General features: G+C 66.6%; 18 protein-coding genes and 1 tRNA gene. 14 read left to right on the top strand and 5 right to left on the bottom strand.

The genetic code is table 11. The features are described 5' to 3' along the window. Positions 1-168, bottom strand: coding sequence for a Sp36 family protein (sp36, locus tag BMW72_RS18725; protein WP_166787660.1), 168 nt, complete (start codon positions 166-168; stop codon positions 1-3). 71 nt (positions 169-239) lie between these two features. Here sp36 and BMW72_RS09275 point away from each other — a divergent pair, with 71 nt between their 5' ends. The 8 genes from BMW72_RS09275 to BMW72_RS09240 all read left to right on the top strand — a co-directional run bounded on the left by BMW72_RS09275 (position 240) and on the right by BMW72_RS09240 (position 8,601). Then, positions 240-2,840 (top strand): transglycosylase domain-containing protein, encoded by a 2,601-nt coding sequence (locus BMW72_RS09275; RefSeq protein WP_241983794.1) that lies wholly within the window; start codon positions 240-242, stop codon positions 2,838-2,840. A gap of 44 nt (positions 2,841-2,884) precedes the next feature. Continuing rightward, a complete protein-coding gene (locus BMW72_RS09270; RefSeq protein WP_092109978.1) occupies positions 2,885-3,829 on the top strand; it encodes a metallophosphoesterase in 945 nt (314 codons plus the stop codon). A 63-nt stretch (positions 3,830-3,892) separates the two neighbouring features. Then, positions 3,893-3,966: transfer RNA gene (locus tag BMW72_RS09265), tRNA-Pro, on the top strand. Between the two features lie 67 nt (positions 3,967-4,033). After that, positions 4,034-5,527, top strand: a complete 1,494-nt coding sequence (locus tag BMW72_RS09260; protein WP_166787659.1) for a DHA2 family efflux MFS transporter permease subunit — start codon at positions 4,034-4,036, stop codon at positions 5,525-5,527. A 6-nt stretch (positions 5,528-5,533) separates the two neighbouring features. Further along, positions 5,534-5,998 carry a VanZ family protein gene (locus tag BMW72_RS09255; RefSeq protein ID WP_092109835.1) on the top strand — a complete coding sequence of 155 codons (465 nt, stop codon included), beginning with the start codon at positions 5,534-5,536 and terminating at the stop codon, positions 5,996-5,998. 53 nt (positions 5,999-6,051) lie between these two features. Beyond that, a complete protein-coding gene (locus BMW72_RS09250) occupies positions 6,052-6,930 on the top strand; it encodes a hypothetical protein (protein ID WP_139175909.1) in 879 nt (292 codons plus the stop codon). 4 nt (positions 6,931-6,934) lie between these two features. Beyond that, complete coding sequence (locus tag BMW72_RS09245; RefSeq protein WP_166787658.1) at positions 6,935-8,035, top strand: acyltransferase family protein; 1,101 nt, start codon at positions 6,935-6,937, stop codon at positions 8,033-8,035. Next, positions 8,032-8,601 (top strand): YdcF family protein, encoded by a 570-nt coding sequence (locus tag BMW72_RS09240; protein ID WP_092109829.1) that lies wholly within the window; start codon positions 8,032-8,034, stop codon positions 8,599-8,601. The genes BMW72_RS09245 and BMW72_RS09240 overlap by 4 nt, the downstream gene beginning before the upstream one ends. Here BMW72_RS09240 and BMW72_RS19510 read toward each other — a convergent pair. Then, the gene (locus tag BMW72_RS19510; RefSeq protein WP_092109827.1) at positions 8,573-9,109 is read right to left on the bottom strand and encodes an acyltransferase; all 537 of its coding nucleotides are present in this window, start codon (positions 9,107-9,109) and stop codon (positions 8,573-8,575) included. The genes BMW72_RS09240 and BMW72_RS19510 overlap by 29 nt on opposite strands. Positions 9,110-9,302: 193 nt before the next feature. On the opposite strand from BMW72_RS19510, the gene BMW72_RS09230 reads away from it, so the two are divergent. The 6 genes from BMW72_RS09230 (at position 9,303) to BMW72_RS09205 (ending at position 18,022) form a co-directional block, all read left to right on the top strand. Continuing rightward, on the top strand, positions 9,303-10,730 hold the full coding sequence (locus BMW72_RS09230; protein ID WP_092109825.1) for an O-antigen ligase family protein: 1,428 nt from the start codon (positions 9,303-9,305) through the stop codon (positions 10,728-10,730). Positions 10,731-10,814: 84 nt separating this feature from the next. After that, positions 10,815-11,831 (top strand): glycosyltransferase family protein, encoded by a 1,017-nt coding sequence (locus BMW72_RS09225; protein ID WP_092109977.1) that lies wholly within the window; start codon positions 10,815-10,817, stop codon positions 11,829-11,831. Beyond that, a complete protein-coding gene (locus BMW72_RS09220) occupies positions 11,828-14,749 on the top strand; it encodes an oligosaccharide flippase family protein (protein ID WP_092109823.1) in 2,922 nt (973 codons plus the stop codon). The genes BMW72_RS09225 and BMW72_RS09220 overlap by 4 nt, the downstream gene beginning before the upstream one ends. Then, on the top strand, positions 14,746-15,963 hold the full coding sequence (locus BMW72_RS09215) for a glycosyltransferase (RefSeq protein ID WP_092109821.1): 1,218 nt from the start codon (positions 14,746-14,748) through the stop codon (positions 15,961-15,963). Before BMW72_RS09220 ends, BMW72_RS09215 begins: the two co-directional genes overlap by 4 nt. Beyond that, complete coding sequence (locus BMW72_RS09210; protein ID WP_092109819.1) at positions 15,960-17,009, top strand: polysaccharide pyruvyl transferase family protein; 1,050 nt, start codon at positions 15,960-15,962, stop codon at positions 17,007-17,009. Before BMW72_RS09215 ends, BMW72_RS09210 begins: the two co-directional genes overlap by 4 nt. Continuing rightward, a complete protein-coding gene (locus BMW72_RS09205) occupies positions 17,006-18,022 on the top strand; it encodes a glycosyltransferase family 2 protein (RefSeq protein WP_092109817.1) in 1,017 nt (338 codons plus the stop codon). Before BMW72_RS09210 ends, BMW72_RS09205 begins: the two co-directional genes overlap by 4 nt. A gap of 34 nt (positions 18,023-18,056) precedes the next feature. Here the strand turns inward: BMW72_RS09205 and BMW72_RS09200 are convergent, their stop codons facing one another. From BMW72_RS09200 to BMW72_RS09190, 3 genes are all read right to left on the bottom strand, one after another. Further along, positions 18,057-18,371 (bottom strand): transcriptional regulator, encoded by a 315-nt coding sequence (locus BMW72_RS09200; RefSeq protein ID WP_241983793.1) that lies wholly within the window; start codon positions 18,369-18,371, stop codon positions 18,057-18,059. Then, positions 18,364-18,822, bottom strand: a complete 459-nt coding sequence (locus BMW72_RS09195; protein ID WP_092109815.1) for a hypothetical protein — start codon at positions 18,820-18,822, stop codon at positions 18,364-18,366. Before BMW72_RS09195 ends, BMW72_RS09200 begins: the two co-directional genes overlap by 8 nt. 103 nt (positions 18,823-18,925) lie before the next feature. Beyond that, complete coding sequence (locus BMW72_RS09190) at positions 18,926-20,503, bottom strand: HNH endonuclease signature motif containing protein (protein WP_166787657.1); 1,578 nt, start codon at positions 20,501-20,503, stop codon at positions 18,926-18,928. Positions 20,504-20,701 lie beyond the last annotated feature (198 nt).

Below are 20,701 nucleotides of genomic sequence, written 5' to 3'. Positions count from 1 at the left end.
TTATGCGTCTTCCTTGGCGGCGAGCGGGCGTTTCAGGTAGGCAACGAGGCCACCTTCGGGGCCGGGTACCACCTGCACGAGTTCCCACCCGTCAGTGCCCCAGTTGTTCAAAATGGCGGCCGTATTGTGGATCATCAACGGCGTTGTGAGGTATTCCCAGGCGGGCATGTGACTCCTATCGAGGCGGGCATTCAGATTTGTCGCTTACGCTCAAGTGTATGTCTGCCAAAAATCGAACCGTGAGCGGGGCTCTGGGGGGTTTCCTGGGTCTCGTCGGAATGAGTGCCGTCGCCGGCATTCTCGTGACCGCCGCCGTCGCCCCAGCCGTTGCCCTGTCGGGAATGGCCGCCACGAACACCATCAACGTGTTCGACAGCCTGCCCGAGTACCTGTCCATTGATCGTCTCTCCCAGAAGAGCAACATCTACGCGTCGACCGACGCCGCCGACCCGGTGGGCACCCGCGTACTCCTCGCCTCGTTCTACGAGCAGAACCGGGTCGACGTCGCGTCCGACGCCATCAGTCAGTTCGCCAAGGACGCCGCGATTGCCGGTGAAGACCCGCGTTTCATGGAACACGGCGGCGTCGACATCCAGTCGAGCTTCAACGGCGCTGTGCAGACCCTGGCCGGCGGTGAAACCCGCGGTGGTTCCTCGATTACCCAGCAGTACGTGAAGAACGTACTCATTCAAAAGTGCGAGGTCATGACAGACGCCGACGCAGCCGAGGCTTGCTACGCCGACGCGACCAAGCCGACGGCTGACCGTAAGCTGCGCGAGATGCGCCTCGCCATCGGCATCGAGAAGAAGTACGAAAAAGCAGACATTCTTCGCGGCTACCTCAACATCGCCGGCTACGGCGGAACGGTGTATGGCATCGAAGCCGCCGCCAACTATTACTTCAACACCACGGCGCTGGCCCTGACCCTGCCGCAGGCGGCGAGTCTCGTGGCGATCGTGAACAACCCTGTGAAGTTTCAGCTCGACCGCCCCGACAGCGAAACCAACGGTGCCGCCAATGGCTACGCCGACAATAAGTTTCGTCGCGACTATATTCTTCAGGAGATGTTGAAGTACGACAAGATCGCCCAGGCCGACTACGACGCCGCAGTGGCCGCGCCGGTCGAGCCCGTCATCACCGTGCCGAGCACCGGCTGCCAGACCGCCGGAGACAGTGCCTTCTTCTGCGACTACGTGACCAGAGTACTTAAGAACGATGTGACCTTCGGGGCGACCGAAGAGGAGCGCCTGGCCAACTTCAGCCAGGGCGGGTTCGACGTTTATACGACCCTCGACCTCGACCTCCAGGCAACCTCGGTTGCTGCACTGAACGCGAACGTTCCCAAGGTCGTTAACGATTGGAACGTCGGCGGCGTCGTGTCGAGCGTCAGGGTCGGCACCGGAGCCATTCTCGTCATGGCCCAGAACAAGGACTACAGCCAGGATCCGGACGTTCAGGCCACCGGTGCCAACTACACGAGCATCAACTACAACACCGACTTCGCCTTTGGCGGTTCGCGCGGATTCCAGCCCGGGTCAACATACAAGGTGTTCACCCTGGCCGAGTGGCTCAAGGAAGGCCACGCGCTCACCGAGCGCGTCGACTCCCGCCGCAAGTCGAACTGGGGCAACTTTCAGGACAGCTGCCTCGGCGTGCAAAACTATGACTCCGACACGCCGCCTTTCAACCCTCGAAACGACGGCGGCAGCAGCGAATCGAACCCAAACTATTCCGCCCTCCAGTCCACGACCAACTCCATCAACACCGGCTTCATCGGCATGGCCAAGAAGCTCGACCTCTGCGGAATTCGCAAGACCGCGGAGAACTTCGGCGTGCACCGCGCCGACGGCGGCGAGCTCGGCCAGAACGCCGCATCGGTGATCGGCACCAACGAAATCGCACCGCTCACGATGGCGGCGGCCTTTGCCGGCATCGCCAACAATGGCATGACATGTACCCCCGTCGCCATCTCCAAGATGATCCGCTCTGACGGTACCGAAATGCCGATTCCGAAGTCGACCTGCACCCAATCGGTCGAACCCGCGGTGGCCGCCGGCATGCAGCACGCGATGCAAACAGTTATGACCGGCGGAACGGCCCGCTTATCCAACGGCAATACCTCACCCCGGCTGCCCATGATCGGTAAGACTGGAACCACCGACTCCGCCAAAGACACCTGGATGAGTGGCGCCACGACCCAGGTCGCCACCGTCGTCGGCGTGGTCAACGTCGGCGGCTTGAACTGGAAGAATCAGCGCACCTACAGTGGCCGGCTGTTCGGCAAGGATGGCTCCACGGCGCGCCACCGCATCTGGCCGGTCGTCATGTCAGCCGCCAACGCGAAGTACGGCGGGGACGATTTCCCTGAAGCCTCGTCCAACGTGATCAATGCAGTGTCCGTTCCGGTGCCCGACGTGCGCGGCAAGTCCATGGCCGAGGCCAAGACCACTCTCGAGGCGGCCGGGTTCCTGTTCGTCGACGGCGGCGCGACCACCTCCGAAATGCCCGCCGGCACCGTGGCAAACACGGACCCGGCGGGCGGTTCGGCTTCCACTCGCGGTGCCACCATCACGGCCTTCTCAAGCGACGGTACCGGCGTTGTCATTCCCAAGGGAATCATCGGCAAGTCCGAAGCGGATGCCCGAACGGCGCTCACCGGCGCCCCCTATGGTTTCACCGTGGCCAAGACCGAAGAGCCGACCCTCGACGAGGCGCAGAACGGCAAGGTTGTCGCCGTTCAGCCGGGCGAGGGCACGGCTGGCCGCCCCGGCGACGCCGTGACCATCGTCATCGGCAAATACACGGCGCCCGCAGCAACCGATACGAAACCCAAAGAGTGACCGCGCTTCGCCGGCCCGGCGAGGGCGGCCGGCTCGTCGGCACGATGCTCGCGGCGGCGGGCGCGCTCGGCCTCGCCGCCTTTGCCTGGGGCACTCTCGTGGAGCGCACCCGGTTCACGCTGCGTGAGGTGAGCGTTCCGGTGCTCGCGCCGGACTCAGCATCCATTCGCGTGCTGCACCTGTCCGACCTGCACATGGCACCGTGGCAGAAGAACAAGCAGGAGTGGGTGCGCAGCCTCGCCGCGCTGAAACCCGACCTCGTCGTGAACACCGGCGACAACCTCGGGCACGAAGACGGCGTCAGGGGCATCGAGTATGCCCTCGCACCGTTCCGCGGTATTCCCGGCGTGTTCGTCAACGGATCCAACGACTACGTCGGACCACAACTGAAGAACCCGTTCACCTACTTCGGCGGCCCGTCCAGCCGGCGCACAATTCGCCCGGAGGAGCTCGACACCGACGCCCTCCGCCAGGTGTTCGCCGATCTGGGGTGGACCGACATCAACAATGCGGCCGAGGCGCTCGATCTGAAGGACACCCACGTGGAGTTCTTCGGTGTCGACGACCCACACATCGGGCGGGACCGGCTCGACCTGATCACGCGCGCGATCGATGACCTGCGGGCGAACGATCCGCTCGGCGACGACGTCTGGCCCGACCCGGAACAAGCCGCGGCGCCGCGCTCCACGCTTACCGTCGGCGTCGCGCATGCCCCGTATCAGCGGGTGTTGAACTCTTTCGTGAATCATGGCGCCCAGCTGATCCTGGCCGGGCACACCCACGGCGGTCAGGTCTGCGTGCCAGGTTTCGGCGCGCTTGTGACCAACTGCGATATTCCGCGCCGCCAGGTGAAAGGGTTGAGCCTCTGGAACCACGGCCTGCGCACGGCATTTCTGAACGTCTCGGCCGGCCTCGGTACTTCCATTTATGCGCCGGTACGCTTCGCCTGCCCGCCCGAAGCGACCCTGCTCACGCTGACCGCGGCCTAACTGCCCGCTCAATTCGTTGTGAGGGACGTTGAGCGCCTATACTGATTGAGGCCCACGGGCCATCGGGGTATGGCGCAGCTTGGTAGCGCGCGTCGTTCGGGACGACGAGGTCGCAGGTTCAAATCCTGTTACCCCGACAGCAGTAGCAGCACGACAATGAAACCCTCACTCAAGCCGAGTGGGGGTTTCGTTGTAGGATCTCCTGTGACTTCTACGCCCGCCACCCCCACCGCACCGCTCGTTCCGCGCCGGGCGTGGCAGGCCCTGATCGTGCTGCTCTCGGGCATGTTCATGGCGCTGCTCGATACGACCATCGTGAATGTGGCGCTGCCGAGTATTCGCACGAGTCTCGACGCCAGCGAGGCCACCCTGTCGTGGATCATCTCCGGCTACGCCCTCGCCTTCGGCCTCGCGCTCATTCCGGCGGGCCGCGTCGGCGACCGCGTCGGTCACAAATGGGTCTTTTTCACGGGACTGGCCTTGTTCACAATGGCGAGCCTGGCCTGTGGGCTCGCGCAGAACGACCTGCAGCTCATCGTGGCCCGCGTGGTTCAGGGACTGGCCGGCGGCATGTTCGTGCCGGCCGTGACCGCCGTGATCCAGCTGATGTTCCCGCCCGCGGCCCGCGGTAAGGCTTTCGCGATCATGGGATCGGTCATCGGAGTCTCCACCGCCCTCGGCCCCATCGTCGGCGGGCTCATCATCGAGGCCTTCGGCGCCGCGGACGGTTGGCGGCTGGTGTTCTGGGTGAACCTGCCGATCGGTATTCTGGCCCTCATCGCCACGGTTTTTCTCCTGCCCGCCGGTGCAGCTCTCCCCCGGAAAGCACAGATCTCCCGGGCGAACATCGACTGGCTCGGCCTCGTCCTCATCTCTGCCGGTCTGGTAGCACTGCTGGTGCCGCTCATCGAGGGCGAAGACCAGGGCTGGCCGCTGTGGACCTTCCTCACCCTCGCAGCCGGTGCGCTGCTCGTGGTGGCTTTCGGCGCCTGGGAAGTGAGTGTCGCCAAACGTGACGGCAGCCCGCTCGTGCCACCGCACCTGTTCTCCCACCCGGCCTTCACCGGTGGCGTCATTCTCGCGCTGGTCTACTTTGCCGCTTTCACCAGCATCTTCTTTACCATCTCGATTCTCTGGCAGGCCGGGTTGGGGCACAGCGCTCTCGAGTCTGGACTCGTCTCGATTCCCTTCGCCATCGGCACCATACTCGGGGCCTCCCAGAGCGACCGGCTGGCCAAACAGCTCGGGCGCTCGGTGCTCCTGGTCGGCGTGACCCTCGTGACGATCGGCCTGATCTGGATCTGGCTGGTCATGCTCTTGACCACTCCGGGCGACCTGACCAACTGGCACCTCCTGCCGCCGTTGTTCATCGCCGGCCTCGGCAGCGGACTCTTCATCGCCCCGAACGTGTCGTTCATCGTCGCGACCGTCGACCGCTCTGAGGCCGGCGGCGCGAGCGGTGTGGTGGGCGTCATGCAGCGCGTCGGCAGCGCCGTCGGTATCGCCGTGATCGGCAGCGTCTTTTTCGGCTCGCTGACGGTGACCGGCCCCGGAGCGGATGCCCTAGCTGTCGCGTTCACGCACAGCGCCACCCTGGCAATGGCGGTCAGCGCCGGGTTCGCCGTGATCGCTCTCGTGCTGGTGTTCGCGCTGCCCAAGCGCGTCGTCGGCAACGGCCCGGCCGCCGCCGACGGGTAGGCCGAGTTGACCGCGATTCGTCGACGTCGGCACGGACTGCTGCGCCGGGCCGCTCTCTGGCTCGCGCTGGCTTACGTTGTGGCCCTGAATGCGATCGCCTTCTGGCCGACGCCCGTCGATCGCGGCGTGCACGGGTCGATTTCGACGCTCGTACTCTGGCTGCACGCTCACGGTATTCCGGCGTGGCTGGACTATCCGTCCATTGAATTCACGGCGAACATCGCGCTGTTCATTCCGGTGGGCCTGCTCGTCGTCGTGCTCGCTGGAGCTCGCCGCTGGTGGCTCGGCCCGGTGGGCGGCGCGCTGGTGAGTACTGTGATCGAACTCGCCCAGCACTTTTTTCTGCCGGAGCGGTTTGCCACGGTCAACGACGTTGTCGCCAACAGCCTCGGCGCGCTGCTCGGTGCCGGCCTCGCGGTCGGGGTACTTTGGCTGGCCCTGGGACCGCGGCTGGCACCGCACGAAGCCTAGCTGCGCAAGAACCGGGTTGGACCTCTGTGATCGACTCTGCTACCTTCGGCAGAATGAAGCGTCGAGAGTTTCTCACATTGTCATCTGCTGGTGCAGCCACGCTCGGTTTTGGTGCGCTCGGCGCACCGGCCGCTTTCGCTGCCACCGCTCCGAAGCTGCCCGGAGAGGTGTCGCGCGTGTCGAACGTACTCACCCAGAAGGGTAGGAAGCTCTACGACAACATCGAGGTGGACATCGGCGGTGATCGGGCCCGCCTGTTCATTCCGCAGACGATCTCTCGCAACACCACCGCTTCGGTGGGCGCGGTGTGGTTCTACCACGCGGCCTCCAGCTCGCACAACGCCCTCAACGGCGGCTTCAAGTATCCCGGTGAACTCGTCGTCGACCAGAACACCATCGCCATCTGCATCAATGCCGGCGGCACCCAATACACCAATTCCATCGCCACCACCGCCCAGAAGAATGCCTGGACCTACCTAAACTCGCTCTACACCGTGCGCCGCAATTTTTTGCGGGCCACGTCATTCGGCGGATCCCTCGCCTGCTACACCTACGGCAAGAAACTGATCCCCTACATTCGCGGCCTGTACATGGTCAACGCCCTGTACGACAACGAGTGGCTCTACGCCTACGACACCAAGAACCAAGCCCACGTCGGCGATGCCTACGACAACAACCAAACCCTGATCAAGGGCACCAACCCGGCTCGCATCAGCGCAACGCCGTGGACCAACAGTCGGGTCAAGGTGCTCGTCTCGGACGACGCCCACCCCGACAATGTGGTCATTCCGAGCAAGAACGGACTCGCCCTGATCAATAAGATCAAGCCGGTCGCCGCCGACGCCCAGGTCATGTACCACACCCTCGCCCATGAGACACCGGGCTTCGCCCACACGGACATGATGAAGACCTTTGCGCAGTGGTCTGCATAGTGCAGTGGTCCGGGTAGGGAACCAGACGCGGGTCGACTGGGTTGATGGCGCCAAAGGCATCGCCATCCTGCTGGTCGCCCTCGCGCACGCGGTGCAGTGGACCGTGCTCAGCGGCCTGGCCCCCGAGCTGTGGAACAAGATCAACCTCGTGTTCATCGTGTTTCGCATGCCGTTGTTCTTTCTCGCCTCCGGACTGTTCGCAGCCTCGGTCGTCCGGCGCAGCTGGCCCGACCTGTGGCGCACCCGGCTGAGCCTGCTGGTCTGGGCTTTGCTGGTCTGGACGGTCATCCGCTTCGGGTATTTCTCCCTGCTACCCAACCCGGCCGGTTTCGACGAAACCAACCCGATCGATCTGCTGCTCGCCCCGGTGCGCCCCAGTAACGGCCTGTGGTTTCTCTACGCGCTCGCCCTGTTCTTCGTGGCCGCCAAGCTCATGCGTGGCCGCATCGACTGGCGGGTGCAGATCGGCGGCGCCGCCGTGCTGTCGGTGTTGTTCTTCGCCCGCGCCGACACCGGCAACATCGCCTGGAACGGCATCGGCCGCTACTTTCTGTTCTTTCTGCTCGGCTGCTATCTGCGCGAATGGATCCTCGCCTTCGTGAACCGCCCCAGCCGCTTCGGAACCCTCTGGCTGGGCCTCGGTTTCGGTGCGGCCTTCCTCGCGCTGGCCGGCGTCATTCTCACCGTGGATGCGCGGGTGCCGTTCATCACGGGAACCCTCGTGCTGGTCAGCCTGCTCGCCCTCGGCGCCGGCCTTCTCGTGGCCCGGTTCCTGGTCGGCTTTCGCGCCATGAACTGGCTGGCCTACGTCGGTCGCAACACCCTGCCGATCTACGTTGTGCACGTTCTGTTCGTCTCAGCCTTCACCAGCCTGCTGCTGCTGTACCGCGGTGAGGCCTGGCTCGACCGCCTCGGGCCGGCACTGCCCGTGCTCGTCGCCGGCGGGGCTGTCGCCGCCTCGCTGCTGCTCTGGCGCCTCGTACGCGACCTGCCGGTGCTTCGTTACGGGTTCACAGTTCCAACCTGGTTCGCCGGGCGCGCGCCGGAGGTGGCAGCGGCCGCATCGACACACCCGGCAGAGCGGATGCTGCCGCGCAACGAGTGAGCAGGTCGCGCCCCCGACAGCGCGCGCTCACGGTACTCACCGGTCTGCTGCTATTGGCCGTGGGCCTGCTGGCTGTTACGACCCGAACGGTGATGTTTCCGCGTGAAGACCCGCCCCGGCCTGCCGACGCGATTGTCGTGCTCGGTGGCCTGGGCAGCGCCGCCGTGGTGGCAAAGGCAGTCGACCTTGCCACAGCGGGCTATAGCGGGCGCATCCTCATCTCGGATGCGTTCGGCGGCGACACCCGCCCGGCGAATCTGTGCGCTCGCCCGGTGCCCGTGCCGGGCACCACGATCGAGGTTGACTGTTTCGACCCCCACCCGACCACGACCCGCGGTGAAGCCGAGGCGATTGCCGTGTTTGCGACCGCGCGAGGCTGGAATCGAGTGATCGTGGTCACCTCGAGCTACCACGTGAGCCGGGCCCGGGTACAGATCAGCCGGTGTTACGCCGGGTCGCTCGCCGTGATCGGCGCCCGACAGCCGATGGATCCGCTGAAGTGGGCCTACCAGTTCGGCTACCAGAGCGCCGGGTTCATCAAGGCCGTGGCCACGCCCGCATGTTGACCAGAAACCCCTCGGCGATCGAGTCGACCCGCTCACGGTAGGTCGCGCCGACCATGTCGGCCTCAGCCGGCCAGGCGGCGAGCGCCGCATGAAACTCGGGCCATTCCTTGATCGGCCGCGCCGGAACGCCGGCCACGATGGTGCCGTCCGGAATCGATGCGGTGACCACCGACCCAGCTCCGACGACGCACCGGTCCCCGATTCGAACGCCCGGCAGCACGGTAACGCCGGCACCGATGAAGACGTCGGAGCCCACCCGAATCGGCGCAAACCGATAACGGCGACCGCGCTCGTCCCGGTAAAGCCAGCCGGAACCGTCGTGGGTGATAAACGTCACCCCGGAGCTGATGGTCACTCGATCGCCGACCGAGATAAGCCACGGCTCGGTCGTGGCGATATCACTCAGAATGCGGCAGCCGTCACCGATGCGAACGCCCAGGGTGCGCATGGCGTACACCCGGCCTCGGGAACGACGCAGGAGCTTGTAGGTCAGGCGGGACAATTTCACCGGAGAACTTCCCTTCGTTGATGGTTCGGGCCTTCAGCGACCCGCCCAAAGTATCGGTTTTCACGCCGGTTCGGTGGCGCTGAGGAAAAGTCACGTGTTATCGTTGCGCCTGTTGCACCAACAGTGCTGCGGCCAGATCTCGTGCTCCCCTGCGCGACTCCATTCCCTGCGCGACCTCCCCCGAAGGCGGCCGATGTTCGATTTCACCACCCTGCGCCAGCGCCGCACGCCGATTATCCTCGTCGCACTCGCCGGCCTGTTCGTGATCGTGGCCAGCCTGGTGCTGCCGCGCTTCGTCACCGATCTCGGCATCATCGTCCTCCCACTGACCCTGCTGGCCTTCATCGCTGTGGTCACATTGTTTCTGGTGCCGGCCCACATTCTTCCTGCCGTTGCGCTGGCCACCTTTGCACTCATTCCGGCCCGCGTCCTTCCGCAGGACGGCCCGATCGGCGCTCTGCCGCTGACCACCATGATCATCGTTGTCTGGGCGGTGCGTCGCCTGCTGCCTGCGAAAGCGGATGCCCGCCCCGCGGCCCCGGCGGCACCGTTCCGGTCAGCCACCCGCTACTTCGCCCTGCTGTTTTTGGTCTGGACGCTGTTCACCCTCGTGCGTTCAACCGACCTGCAGGCGAGCCTCGGCTGGATGATCAGCTTCAGCGCTGCGGTGCTGCTGCCGCTGTGCATCGGCACCAGCACCCGTGAGGCCTATTGGATTCGCCGAACCTGGCTGCTGCTCGGCGCCTGCCTCGGCGCCTATGCGCTCGTCGAAGGGGTTCTGCGCTTCAACCCGCTCTGGGGCACCCTGTTCTCGATGCTCGGGCTGACCGACCACCAGCATTGGTCGGTATATCGGGCCGACGCATCGTTCGGGCATCCGCTCTTCGCCGGCTTGTTCTTTGCCGTCGCCTGCGCCCTCGCTATCGGCGTCTGGCTGCGCGAGAATTCCAAGCCGGCCCTCGTTGCCGCGGTGTTCAGCGGGCTCGGCCTCGTCGCCACCGTTTCTCGCGGCGCGATCCTCTCGGCGGCCATCGCCATCGCCTTCGCCTACGCGGTATCGCTCGTCATGCGCGGTGAGAAGCGCTGGGGCAAATTTGCTCTGCTCGCGGCCCTGATGATCGTCGCGGTGATCGCACTGTTCCAGTTCGACGCCTTCACCGCCCGCAACAGTTCGATCGAAGCCGAACTGTCGTCGCAGGCCCGCGACCTCGGCGTCTGGGTGTCACTGCAGGCCGCGAACTTCACCGGCTGGATCGGGTCGGGGCCGGGCACCTCGGGCATCACCGGGCGCCTGTTCAACGAGGTGACCATTGAGAACTCGCTGTTGCAACTGCTCATCAGCATCGGCCTGCCCGGACTCGCCCTGTTCTTGCTCATGATCGGTTCGGCCGTCGCTCACGCGCTCTCCCGGAGAATGGTCGGAGCCGCGGCGGCCCTGGTGGCCTACACGGTATGCATCGCCGGTTTCAACGCGATCGATGCCCTGCGCCCCATGCACCTGCTGCTCGGATGTCTGCTCATTCTGGCGTTGAATCCGACGCGAGCGGATGCCGCTCCCCCGCTCGACCCCCGCCAGGGCCGGGTGAAGGTACACCCCAAACGGGGGTATGCGCGGCTCTAACGTGCTCGTAGCGCGCACGCTACGCTAAACCGACAGATTCTCAACTTAGCCGGACTTCACCGGCCTGTGAGGGGTATGGGCGTGATGAATACAGGCACGACACACATCACCGTGTTGCAGTCGCTGAGCCCGCCCGACGGCACCACCCGGTACGTCAACCAGGTGGTCGAGGGCGCACCGGACGCGGTGACCATGCGTTTCTTCTCCTGGCGTACCGCGCTGCTCGGCCGCTATGACGTTTTTCACGTGCACTGGCCGGAGCTGCTCGTTCGTGCGCCGCGCCCGCTGAAGGCCCGACTGCGCCGCCTTGCGCTGTACGCGCTGCTGCTGCGCGCCCGACTGCAGCACATTCCCATCGTACGCACCATGCACAACCTGAGCCCGCACGAAGCCGGCCACGGCGCCGAGACCCGGGCCCTCGCCGCGCTCGACGCCCGCACGGCTCTCGTCATCCGCCTGAATCCGACGACGCCGGTACAACCCGAATCCCGGGCGGTCACCATCCTGCACGGCCACTATCGTGACCGTTTCAGCGGCATGCCGCGGCTCGAGTCGGTGAGCGGGCGCATCTTATATTTTGGGCTCATTCGCCCGTATAAGGGCGTCGAAACCCTGTTACAGGTGTTTCGGGCACTACCAAGCCCTGACCTGACGCTGCGCATTGTGGGTCGGCCGTCGAGCGGTCTCGGCGAGATCATCACGGCCGAGGCCGCTCAGGATGCCCGCATCAGCTCGGTGCTGCGCTTCGTCTCCGACGAGGAACTGGTGGTCGAGGTCGGGGGGGCCGAGCTGGTCGTGCTGCCGTACCGCGAAATGCACAATTCGGGCGTGCTGCTCGTGACGCTCTCCCTTGATCGACCCGTGCTGGTGCCGTCGACACCGTCGAACCAGGCTCTGGCCGCCGAGGTCGGGCCGGATTGGATCTACCTCTACGACGGCGAGCTCACGCCCGAGATTCTGCAGGGCACCCTCGAACGGATGCGCGCGGCCGGTCAACACCCGCGCCCGCGGCTCGACGGTCGGGATTGGAAAACCCTCGGCGAACAGAGCTATCGCACCTATCTGCGGGCCCTGGAGCTGGCCGGGCGGAGCATCCGTTGACCGCGACCCTGCCGCCCGACGCGCCCAAAACGCCCGGAAGTCCTGAAACGCCCGTCAAGCCCGCCTCGACAGCCGGCCTGGGTCGCACTGCAGGGCGCGGCGCGTCGACCACCCTGGTCGGTCAGCTCATTCGCATCGGCGTGCAGCTCGGCGGCATCGTCGTGCTCGGCCGCCTGCTCGACCCGAGCGACTATGGCCTGGTCGCGTCGGTCGCCGCGATCATCGGCGTCGGCGAGGTGCTGCGTAACTTCGGGTTGTCGTCGGCCGCGATTCAGGTGCGCGACCTGAGCCGGCACCAGAAAGACAACCTGTTCTGGATCAACAGCCTGATCGGGCTGGCACTCATGCTGCTCGCTGTGCTGTGCAGCCCGCTGATCGCCACCCTGTACGGCGACGAGCGACTCGTATTGCTCACCCAGGTGCTCGCCGGAACGTTTCTGCTCAACGGCCTGGCCACCCAGTTTCGGGCCGACCTCAACCGCAACTTCCACTTCAAAGCCCTCGCCGGGTCGGAGATCGGAGCCCAGGTTGGCGGCCTGACCGTTGGCGTTGTTATGGCGCTGAACGGTTTCGGCTACTGGGCCCTGGCCGGGCAGCAGATCAGCCAGGGCATCCTGACCCTTCTTATTCTGGTTTCGATTACCCGCTGGTTTCCCGGCTGGTATCACCGCCGAGCGCCGATGCGCCACCTGATGATGTTCGGATCGAACCTCGCCGGCACGCAACTGCTCGGCTACGCCAGCCGCAACACCGACTCGATCGTGATCGGTGCCACGCTCGGCGCAGGCCCGCTCGGCCTCTACAACCGGGCCTTTCAGCTGCTGCTGCTGCCACTGAACCAGATCAACGGCCCGTCCACCCGGGTGGCCCTGCCAGTGCTTGCCCGACTGCAGGACGACCCGCCCAAGTACGACCGGTTCATTCTGCTCGGGCAGACCATCATGCTGCACGCCGTCACCATCGTTCTCGCCTTCTCCTGCGCCCAGGCCCTGCCCATCATCAGCATCGCGCTCGGCAGCAACTGGCTGGGCTCCGCCCCGATCTTTCAGATTCTCGCCATTGCCGGGTTCTTCGAAGCGGCCGCCTATGCGACCTACTGGGTCTTCTTATCGAAGGGCGTCACCAAACAGAACCTGTATTTCGCCCTGTGCACCCGGCCGCTGCTCGTCGCGTTCGTGCTGCTCGGCTCGTTCTGGGGCGTCTACGGCGTCGCCGCCGGCTACTCGCTCGGCGTCGCCCTGATCTGGCCGATCGGCCTGTGGTGGATCAGCCGGGTCACCAACGCCCCGACGCGCGCCATGTTCCTGGCCGGAGTACGCGCCATTCTCGGTTACGGTTTCGCAACCGGAGTGAGCTGGGCTGCGGTGCAGTGGATCCCGATCGAGTTGCCGTTCGCGCGCATCGCGCTCGGCGGGGTCGCCCTGCTCGCGGCGATCGGCGTGGTCATGCTGATCTGGCCGATCTTTCGCCGGGATGTGCGCTCGATCACCCAGGCGCGCAGCTTTCTGCGCTCGGCTAAGTCGCCCAAGTCCGGCGGCCCGAAGGCCGACCAGCTAGCGCCAGCCCGCACCTCCACCGCGAGCCGCACGGCCAGCCGCACCTGGCTGCGCATCGTCCGTCGGCTGGATCGGGTGCTGCACGGGCTCGCCGCGGCATCCGCTCTGCCCTACCTGCGCGATCGCGCCGCGCTGAAACGCGCGACCGGCCGGCTGCTCCCGTTCGACGTGCACACCGAGCGATGGCACGTACTCGTCGCCCCGCCGGGCGAGGGCAATATCGGCGACCAGGCCATGGTCGAGGCCTTCCTCGAGAACGTGTCGGGCCCGGTGCAGGTTCTGGTGCGTCGGCCGGCCGACGTGCACATTCCGTCGCAACACGCCTGGCGGGCCCGGCTCGTGCCCATTCCGCACCTGATTTACGGCACCGCTCGGGTGCACCGGCGGGCCATGACGGCGTTGGCCCCCGTGCTCAATGGCGCCCTGTCGCTGACCGTTGTCGGCGCCGACATCATGGACGGCGCCTACAGCGTGCGCGCCTCCGCGCGGCGAGCGGACGTTGCCAGCCTCGCCCGCAGCGTCGGTGTCGGCGCGCGCATCCTCGGTTTCAGCTGGAATGGCCGCGCCAATATGGGGGTGCGACGCTCGCTCGCCCGGGCCGGCCGGCTGGGCACCCGACTGCAGTTGCGCGACCCGATCTCGAGTGCCCGCGCCCGCGCCAATCGCTTCAGCAACGTGGTCGATGTCGCCGACTGCGTGTTCGCAGCCCAGACCAGCTCCGCCCGCGCCGCCACGGAATATCTCGGGGCTACGCCGGCACCCTACGCCGTCGTGAATGCCAGCGCACTGGTCGGGCGCAGCTTCGACCAGACCACGGAGTACGCCCGCATCGTCACCGCACTGCTGCAGGCGGGGCTCCGGGTAGTGCTGCTGCCACACGTCGTGCGGTCGAGCGGCGACGACGCCGCAGCCTGCCGGGCCGTGTTCGACCGCCTGCCCGGAGCTGACGGTGTCGTTCTGGTGAATCGGCTGCTCACCCCGGGCGAGGTGCGCGGGCTGTGCGCCGGGGCCGAGATTGTACTGACCGGGCGCATGCACCTCGCCGTGCAGTCCATTTTCAACGAGGTGCCGGCGGTTACACTGTCGACCCAGGGCAAGGTCGCCGGCCTGATGCGGCTTTTCGACACACAGGAACTCTGTGTCGAGCCGGGCATCGGACTGGCCGAGCGCATGATTCCGGTCGCCCTCGGGGTGCTGGCCGATCGGCAGCGTTATCGCGACCGTCTGGCCGAACGGCTGCCCGAGGTGCAGCGTCTGGCCGCCCGCAACTTCGCCGCCCTGCCGAGCAGCACGCCGTCCCGTCCCACCGCCGCGCACCCGAGCGCCCAGGCCCCGACTCCCCACAGACAAGGTCCAGCATGACATCCTCTTCACACACCCCGCCCGACTACGCGCGCGGGCATCCTGCACTCCGGCGCATCCTGTTCGTGATTCCCTCGCTGCACGGTGGCGGGGCAGAATTCGTCGCCCGCACCTGGATGGGCTGGCTCGCCGATCAGGACTACGCGGTGGGCGTCGTGCTCACCGCCGCGGAGGTGAAGCCGGGGTACCTGCCCGACGGGGTGGAGGCCTTCTCCCTCGCCGGCCAGCGCGGGCACCTGAAGAAGGCCGCCGCCCTGCGTCGCCGCCTCCTCGACTGGCAGCCCGACGTGGCGATCTCCCTGCAGGCGCATCCGAACCTGGTACTGCTGACCGCGGCTCGACTGATGCCGGCGCGTCTGCGCCCCCGCGTGCTCGTCAGCGAGCGCAACCTGGTGTCGCTCGGACTGCCCGGATCGGATCTGGCCCACCGGGTGAAAATCTGGTTCGCCAAGCGCCTGTATCGGTGGGCGGATCACGTGATCGCCATCTCGCATCCGGTCGCCGCCGAAATGGTCGCCGCTTTCGGGGTGCGCGGCGATCGCATCACGGTCGTCGCCAACCCGGCAACGGCGAAACTGCGAGGAACGCCCCGCGGGCCGGGCACGACCACAGCTCACGCGCAGGTCGGTGGTGATGAGGCAGGCGGCGTCGACACGATTGTGGCGCGATCGGAACGCCGGCCCGGATCGGCCCGGGGCATTCAGATTGTGTTGGCCTGTCGTCTGGTGGCACAGAAGCGTCCGCTGCTCGCGATCGCGGCGGCCGCCGAGCTGGCCCGCCGCGGCGTGCCCGTTGAGGTCGTCTCGTTCGGCGGCGGTCCGCTGCTGGAGGACGTGCAGGCAGCGGCCAGGCAGGAAAACGTGGTCTTCCACCACCGCGGCTGGGTCGAGAACTGGTTCGACCATTTCGGCGATAATGCCGTGGCCCTGCTGACGTCGAGTCGGGAGGGCTTCGGCAACGTGCTGGTCGAGGCGGCCGCGGCCGGGTATCCCTCGGTCGCCGTCTCGGGGGCGCTCGGCGTAGCGGATGCGATTGTGCCCGGCATCACGGGCGAGCTCGCGCTGTCCGCGCACCCGGTTGACCTCGCCGATGCCATTCTGCGGGCCGCCGAGCTGCCGCTGGACAACATCGAACCGTGGCTGGCGCGCTTCTCCGAGGAAGCGAGCGGCGGAGACCTGGAACGGGTGCTGCTGCGGGTTGTGGAGCGCGCATGAGAATCTTCGCCTCGGCCATGGGCCAGATCGACAATGTCGGCGACACGGTACTACGGCGGGCCTTTCTGAACGCCTTGCGGGACGCCGGCGAACTGCAGGTGTTCGTCGGCGCCCGGTCGGATGCCTATCTGAGCGGGCTCGGCCTGCACGACACAGATCGGGTCTACCGCACGAGCGCCGAGTGGCGACGCGAGATTTCGCGGTCGACGCTGCGGGAGGCATCCGTTTATGCCTTCAACGCCGGGGAAATGGAGCTGCAGCGCGCCTACGCTCTGCGTTATCTGCGTCTGGCTCCGCACCTCGCACTCAACCGGCTGCGCGGCGGGCACGCCGTGCACGCCGGGTTCGGGGTGCGGCAGAAGACCGGTTGGCGCATTCCGGTGGCGGCGACGCTGCGCCTGTGCGACCTCGTGGCCTGGCGCGACGCGTACAGCCGCGCAGCAATGGGGCTCGGTCGCGTCGCACCGGACTGGGCTTTCGCCACCGGGGCAGCGGATGTCGACCTGCTCGCGTCGACGCCTGACCGCCCGCTTCTCGCCGTCTCGGTGCGTTACAACGGGCGACGTCCAGACGCAGCCTGGCTGAGCGCCCTGCGGAACCTGGCCGACACCCTCGAACTCGAGATCGTGGCCGTGGCGCAGATCGAACGGGACGGCCCACTCGCCGAAGAACTCGCCGCGTCGCTCGGCGGTACCGCGTTGGTCTGGGGTGGTCCGGACCATGCCGAGCAGGAGCTTCGACTGCGGGAGGTCTACCAACGGTCGCTGCTCGTGGTGACCGACCGGCTGCACGCCGCCGTGATCGGGCTGACCGAGGGCGCGCTGCCGCTCGTGATCGCTGACGGCGGCCCGTCGAAGGCAGCGCGCACCCTCGACGCGGTCGGCATCAAGGGCGCCACGATCGGTTGGACACTGCCAGACCCGGCGGGACTCGAGCGTCGGGCTCGCGACGTCATCAGCCGCAGAGAGCCGATTCTGCGCCACGTCGTCGAGGCGCGCGCCGCCCTGCGCGAGTTGACCGGCTGCATTCGAAAGCTCACCGCGTGACCGGGGCGCACGCGGCGGGGCGGCCGATGGTGACCGTCATCGTGCCGGCCTACAACGCCGCCGAATTTCTGGCCGGCGCGATCGATCGGCTGCTGCAGCAGACCCTGGCCACATCGGTGGGGGCCGTCGAGATCGTCGTGGTCGACGACGGGTCAACGGATGCGACGGCCACGATCGGTGCGCGGGCGGCCGCAGCACACGCATCCGTTCGCTACTTTCGACTGGAGCAGAACGGCGGGGTCGCTCGTGCCAGGGCCCGCGCGGTAGCGGAGAGTCGAGGGGAGTTTCTCTGGTTCGTCGACTGTGACGACGATTGGGCTCTGTCGGCACTCGAGAAGCTCGTGGCGGCGGCGCGGTCCACTCACGCCGACGTGGTGGTCTGCGGAGCAGAGTATGTCTACCCCGGCCAGCGGCGCCCGCTCGCGGCACCTCGTCTGAGCGTTCCGATCAGCGGGGCCGCAGCCTTCAACCTGCTGCTCGACGGCGAACTCACCGGACATCTGTGGAACAAGCTGTTCCGGCGTTCCCTTGCCGGCGAGATCGAGTTCACACCGGCCCGGGTGCACTCCGACCTGGCCATGGTCGCCCAGCTGCTCGCCGCGGCCGATCGGGTGGCTTTCATCGACGATGTGCTGTACTCCTATGTCGTGCGGGGCGGGTCGATCATCCGCTCGGGGTCGCGCCGGGCGGAGTCGCTGCTGCTGGTCGAGCAGGCCGTCACGACGGCGGCGATCACGCTCGATACCCGCATCATCGGTTCGAATTCCTACGGCTACTTTCGGCTGCGCTATGTGCTGCTGTCGGGACTGAAAGATGCCCTGACCGGTCCCTATGACGCCGAGGAACGCGCCGAGATCGTCGCTGAGCTGCGCTCTCGCCTAACCTGGCGCCTCGTGCTGCTCGCCGCCGCCCGCCGGGACTGGAAGCGCCTGGCGCTCGCCGGGACGGCCAAGCTGAGCGTGCCCCTGCACCGTCGCCTGCTGCGCCTGGCTGCTGAGCAGGGAGCTGCCTAGGCCGGGTTGGCGTCCGCTGGCCGAGTCGGAACACTCACGGCTCGGCGTCGTCTGCGCCCACGATGGTACGGAGGAACGCGACGTGGCCCGTGAAGGCCTCACGACCAGCATCGGTGAGCTGCACCCGGGTGCGCGGGCGACTGGCAACGATTCCCTTGAGAATATCGACATAGCCGGCCGCTTCGAGAATTCTCAGGTGCTTACTGAGGGTCGGGTCGCTCACCTCGAGGCTATTGCGCAGCAGCCGGAACTCGGTCGTTCCAAGCTGCTGCAGCATGGCACACACCCGCAGCCGCACGGCGCCGTGGACGATCTCGTTGAACCGGACGGCTGATTGCGGGTCAGGCACCCTGGGCGACCGACCGTGCGAAGGCCCGCTCCATCCTGGCACCCAACACGAGCTTGAGGACGAGAACGACGGCAGCGGTCACAACCAGGACCCACAGAAGGTCGAACTGCCGATGGGCGAGAATACCAGCCGCCAGGACGGGCACAATAATTGCGAACTGCACCAGCCCACCACGCCACGTGCGGGCGTCGGACCACGGCTCTGCCGTCGTGCGCGTGAAGACGCGACGTAAGAGGCCGAGCGCAATGTAGGTGAAACCGACAGCATTGGCACCAAGGTAGAAGGTCGGATCGTCGAGGGCGAAGCACATCACGAACGCAGCAAGAAGCAGTCCTTCAATCAGCTGGTACCACCACGGTGCCGTCACACGTGCGGCCACTCGGCCACGATCGGCGCCAAGCTGATCGAGCGCTCGACGGGCTTCAGCGGCGGTGACATCTGGAGTTTCCATACCGGCAACTATACACTTGCCAACCCGGCAACCATTTAGCAACTGTACGGCTTCCCGCCCGAACGACCTGCTTGACGCCGTTTGTATTGGTGCGAGCGCAGGGTTAGGTGCGCCAGGGTGTTTCGGGGCTGGGGGTGTTGGCGCGGTGGGTGTGGGCGGGTCGCCAGGTTTGGGTGGGGTCCCAGAGCAGTGGGCCGCGCACTTGGGGTCGCCCGGCGATCATTCGAATGTCCCAACCACTGGTTTCTATGGTGTGGTGATGAAACCAACAGAGAAGTGTTCCATTGTCGATGCGGGTTGGCCCGCCCTTTCCGTAAGGTACCACGTGGTGTACTTCGGTCCAGCGGGCGGGGATGGTGCAGCCGGGGATGATGCAGCCTCCGTCGCGGGCGGCGATGGCGGCGCGTTGTTTGGCGGTGAAGCAGCGGATTTTGTCGGTGAGGTAGAGCACGTCGCCGTTGGGGCCGAAGATGGCGTGTTGGGAGCCGCCGGCGCAGATGGTCTCTTTCACCCGGCGCATCGAGACCGGGGCTTCGATGCCGTCGATCCAGCCGACGCCGCGGTCGTTGTCGAGGTCGGTGGCGTTGATGTGGATCATCACCGTGGGGGCGGCTCCGCCCATCGTCGGGGTTTTCGGGTCCCGGGCGGCGGCTTCGAATACGGCGCGGAGGATGTCGGCGCGTTTCTCGCCGGCGGTGCGCCGGTCGCCGTCGTAGCGGGGGTCGCCGATGAACGGGTCGGCGCTGAACCGGTCGGTGCCGCCGTCTGCCGGATCGAGGCCGTCCAGCAAGGTCTCACCGCCACCCACGCCGCAGCCACCACCCACGCCGTTCCCGTCGACCGAGTCGAGCGAGTCGGTCGGCACGAAGATCGGGGTGCGTGACCGGGCCGATAGGTGGGTGTCGAAGAGGGTGTCCATGATGCCGCGTAGCTCCGGGGTGACGTCGGCCCGCAGCGGGTAGAGGCCGTTGCGCAGCAGCCCGAAGGTGAGCCTGCTTTTCGCCTCCACCCCCTCCTCGTTCGGGGCGGTGCCGTCGGGGTCGAGCCGGCCCTGCCATTCCAGGGCTTGCGCCCGCAGCAGGTCGGGCGCGAAGCGGATGCCCGCTCCCGGCAGCCCCGCGGTCTCGGGCGTGATCGCACCGGTCGCGGAGGCGACCAGGGCGCGTTCCACCTGGTCGAGTTCGTTCTGCATGACCGTGCCGTGCAGCGCGGTGAGCGTCGTGGCGATGATCTCGGCCGCCTCCACCCCCAGCTCGCCGGACGAGAGCCCGTCGGCGATCACCGGGTAGCGGGCCGGCACCGGCAGTCCCATCGGGGTGCGTTCCACCGTGGTCTCGCCGAGTTTGAGGCGGCGTTTGGCTTCACGGCCGCTGATGCCGGCGAGCTGGGTGATGAACTCGACCCGGTTGCGGCATCCGTTTCGATAGGCCAGCGACCCGTTCCCCAGGTCGGTCTCCGCGCGCACCCCGATGTCGGTGGTGGCCCGTAGTCTGGCCCCATCAACCTTGCGACCCAGCCCTTCCAGGGCCACCAACACCGCCATGGCTTCACCGTCATCGAAGTAGCCAAACGTCACACCCTCAAACGCCGCTGCCAGCAACGCACCGGCCTGAACGACCGCCTCAACCCGGGAACTCTCCGGCACGGGGCCGGTTGCGGCGGGCGGGGCGGTGAGGGTCATGGCGACGGTGCCTCCTTCACCTTGAATTCTACCGCGAATCGCATTCAAAGGCGAGAGAATATCAACAATATACTGACATAGCTTCAGAAGTTTCTTCTGGTAGCGAGACCGGTAGCAGCAACACATCACCCGCTCTCGCGGGACGTGCGGCGCGACGTGGGAATGAGGCGCGCGGCAGAACATTGCAACCGAACGGGG

Origin of the sequence: Cryobacterium luteum, assembly GCF_900110125.1 — a bacterium.
GTDB classification, from domain to species: Bacteria; Actinomycetota; Actinomycetes; order Actinomycetales; family Microbacteriaceae; genus Cryobacterium; species Cryobacterium luteum.
Note: the sequence above shows the minus strand (reverse complement) of the source record. Positions and strands in the feature narration are given on the sequence as shown.